This window comes from Frankia sp. CeRuru1, from assembly GCF_977966315.1.
The window spans coordinates 1-3,716 of record NZ_CDWWEW010000451.1; the positions used below are offsets into that span (position 1 = coordinate 1).

Consider the following 3,716-nt stretch of genomic DNA (forward strand, 5'->3'; position numbering starts at 1 on the left):
GCCTGGCGGACAAGCTCGGAAGCATGGTGAGAACCCGGTCCGCCATTGTGGTCGTCGGTACGACGACCACGTCCGCACGACGGGCGAACAGCCGCACGAGACGTGCTGTCCGGGCCACGCCGTCGGGCAGGCCGCCGGGTAGCCGTCGGGCCTCCTCCGCCGGCAGGAAGTGCAGCACGTTGCGCAGCAGGACCCATCGTTCGCCGCGGGTCGCGAGGAAGCCGACGTTGTTGAGGGCGATCGCGCGCGCGTACCGCCCAGGCCGCTCCCGGCGGGCGAGCCAGCCCGGTCCGATCCGGCGATCTCGGCCGACCAGGTGGACCTGCAGGCCTGGCCGAAGGCTCAGGTAACCGTCCAGTTCGGTCAGGAACCGCAACGCCCCGCCCATCCGGGCACCGGCACAGTCGACCAGGGTCGGGCGGGTGCTGGACATCGGCCTCACGCCGAGACACCCCGCGGTGCGGGGTCGTCGACGAAACCGGGCTCGGATGACGGGCGGCTGCCGGATACCGGCACCGGGCGACCGTCGGGCTCTGCGGGCCTGCGGATGGCCCGGGTCGTCGATCGGGTCCGGCGGGCGTAGAGGTAGCCCGACGCCGCGTCGCCCAGATGGGCAGTCGGCACCAGGTCGTTACCGAGCAGAGTGACCTCGAAGCCGTGCCGGACCAGCAGGTCGTCGAGCGTGCGGGGATCGCCGAACCCGGTGTGCACCTCCATCACGATCCGACCAACCGCGTCCAGCCATCCGGGCTCGTCGAACAGGGCGAACTCGGAGCCTTCGATGTCCAGCTTGACGAGGTCGACCTGGTCGACCCCGCCGGCATCGAACACCTCTGCCATGGTGAGGACGTCGACGTCTCCGTCCCAGTGCGTCGCGTTCCGGCGGGCCCGCGGATCGGCGAACACGCCGGCGGTCGGACCGACCAGGGCGTGGAGCAGTTGGATGTGGCTCGATACACCGTTGCCGGCGGCATGGTTGACGAAGGCGGGGGCGAACCCGCGCTGCGCCTCGACGGCAATCACCTCGGCGCCCGCTCGCGCCGCGAGCACCGAGAACAGGCCCTGGTTCGCGCCGAGGTCGACGACGACCTCGCCGGCCGCCGGCGCGTACCCGGGGAGGGCGTGGTAGACGCCGCGGCAGTACATCTCGCGCGCGCCGCCGAACGCGGTGCCGGGCAACATGACCGTCACCCCGGGCAGCGGCCGGTAGGTGTGGCCGCCGGCGGCCATTGCCCGGTCAGCGGCATTCAGGTTGCCCGCCCGGCGGATGGTCGGAGCATGCCGGGCCACGGCGGCACCAAAGCGCAGCGCCGTCGGGGGACCAGCCACCCTGGCGATCCGTTGGAGGTCCTGGAACAGTTGGGTGGCCTGGTCGATCTGGAACATCCGGGTCTCCGTTCGGTCGGGAGAGCGGCTGGGGGTCACCCGATCGGGTGATGAGGCGGCCTGCGCCGCGATGCCGGCCGCGAATGGCCGCGGACGATGGTCCAGGTCGCGGCGGGCCGCGTCGATCGAGAAGGCCTTGTCCTCGGTGAGCCGGGCGATCTGTTCGGCCTTCAACCTTGGCGAGGACACCCGCCGTTCGTAGGCGCGGGTCACGGCGATGACGGGGCGGACCGGCACGGGCACGCAGATCACCCGTCGGCCGACGGTGGCGCCGGCCGTGGTCACGACCTGCCGGAACGTCAATGCCTCCGGCCCGGCGACGTCATAGGCGCGTCCGATCGCCGCCGCGGTCGTCGCTGCGCGCAGCACGGTGCGGGCCAGGTCCTCGACGTGCACCGGCTGCTGCAGATGATGCCCCCCGCCGGGGACCGGCAGCACCGGAACGCGCCGGAGCAGCGCCAGCAGCCGGGCCATGTTCCGGTCGTCGGGACCCCCGTAGATCATCGTCGGCCGGATGATCGTCCAGTCCAGCCCGCTCGCCGCGATGGTCCCCTCGGCCGCTACCCGGATCCGCTTCGAGGGTGGATCGAGCGTAGTGAAGATCCCGGTGGTGGAAAGGAAGACGGCCCGGTGAATGCCGGCCGCACGGGCGGCGGTCACGATCGTCTCCGCATGGCCGAACCCGAGTGAGGCGATGTTGACCAGCGCCTCGCAGTTCGCCTCGCGGAATGCCGGGAGCAGCGTCGCCGGATCGTCGAGGTCACCGCGCACAGTCCCCGCGCCGCGTCGGCGCAGCTTTGTCGCCGCCGCGTCGCTGCGCGCCAGCCCGACGACCCGGTGTCCGTCCGCGAGCGCCCGGTCGACCACCCGGCTTCCGAGGAAACCGGTGCCACCGGTGACGAGGAACCTCATGCGACCACGTCCGGTGCAGGTACCGGTGCAGGTACCTGCACCGGTACCGGTGGGGAAAGGGTCGTCGGTGGGGGCGGCGCCGGGAACGGTGCGTTGCCGAACAGTAGCGTCTGGTACCGGCGGGCCAGGTCGTCGCGATCGTAGTGGGCCTCGACGTGGGCCCGCCCGCTGCGGGCCATCCGCTCCCGGCGGTCCGGGTCCGCCGCCAGGGCCAGGATCGCCTCCGCCAGCGCGGCCGGGTCCTCGGGGGGCACGACCATCTGCCCGGCGGCAAGGAGGATCCGGGCTGCCTCGCCGCGGACCGCCCCGATCACCGGGCGGCCCGCGGCGAGGAACTCGAACATCTTCGACGGGATGAACGTGTCGAACATCGGCACGTCCCGCAGCGGGACGACGCAGATGTCGGCGGCCGCGACGACGGCGGGCACCTCCTCGCGGGCAACCCCGTCGCGCAGCACCGTGTTGGCCAGTCCCAGGCGCTCGACGTGCCCGACGAGCCTGCGTTTCTCGGCCCCCTCACCGACGAAGGCGAACCGGATCGGCCGGCCGGTCACCCGGGCGGCCGCGTCGGCGATCGAGGTCAGCCCGTGCGAGATGCCGTGGGCGCCGAGGTAGAGCACGAGGGTGTCGCCGTCGGTGGCGCTCAGCCGGGCCCGGATGTCGGCCGAGGCCACGGTCGTCGGGTGGAACCGGCGGAGGTCCACGCCGTTGGGAATCACGTGCACCTTGTGCGGCGCGATGCCTCGCCGCACGATGTCTTCCCGGAACCCCTCCGTCACCGTGACAACGGCGTCGGCGGCCCGGTAGGCGGCGAGTTCGAGGCGTTCGAGAATGCCGAGGACCCGCCGGTCGGTGAGGACGCCGAGGTGCTCGAAGATGGCCGGCCACAGGTCGCGGACCTCCACGACCAGCCGGGCGCCTCGCAGCCTGGCGAGCAGCCAGGCCGAGCCGAGGGGAAAGAAGGTCGGCGAGGACACCACCACCACGTCGGCCGGGCCGGCGGGCCGGCCGCCGAGCAGGACGCTGGTGACCATGAACGACAGATGGCCGAGGGTCTTGCGGGTGATCCCCTCGTTGGGAGTGGCATAGAGCCAGGTGCGCACGACGCGGTACCCGTCGACCCGCTCGGTCCGCAGCCAGGCGCCGCGATAGGCGGTAGGGATCTTGCCCGTCGGGTGGTTCGGCATGCCGGTGAGTACGGTGACGTCGAGCCCGTTCGCCGCCCACGCGCGTGCCGTCTCCGACAACCGGGACTGGGGAGCTCCGGTCTCCGGGGGGAAGTAGTGCGTCACCAGCAGGACGCGCGACCGGGCAGGAGAGGGGACCACCGACCTCGACCTCCAGTCGCCCTTTACATCCTTCACCATGAGTAATGCATTGTATGCTGTGCGTGACTAAACGTGGGCGATGTCGTACCG

At 71.9% G+C, this 3,716-nt stretch carries 2 protein-coding genes and 1 pseudogene; all 3 read right to left on the bottom strand.

Going from position 1 to position 3,716, the window contains the following annotated elements:
- A pseudogene (locus tag AC08OP_RS22425) lies at positions 1 to 433 on the bottom strand (glycosyltransferase); the annotation flags it as partial.
- A 5-nt stretch (positions 434 to 438) separates the two neighbouring features.
- A complete protein-coding gene (locus AC08OP_RS22430; protein WP_476615986.1) occupies positions 439 to 2,298 on the bottom strand; it encodes an FkbM family methyltransferase in 1,860 nt (619 codons plus the stop codon).
- Complete coding sequence (locus AC08OP_RS22435; protein ID WP_476615987.1) at positions 2,295 to 3,626, bottom strand: glycosyltransferase family 4 protein; 1,332 nt, start codon at positions 3,624 to 3,626, stop codon at positions 2,295 to 2,297. The genes AC08OP_RS22430 and AC08OP_RS22435 overlap by 4 nt, the downstream gene beginning before the upstream one ends.
- Positions 3,627 to 3,716 lie beyond the last annotated feature (90 nt).

What these genes read in the sequence shown, in the direction of transcription:
- AC08OP_RS22430 (WP_476615986.1), bottom strand. Translation starts at nt 2,298, where the DNA reads ATGAGGTTCCTCGTCACCGGTGGCACCGGTTTCCTCGGAAGCCGGGTG.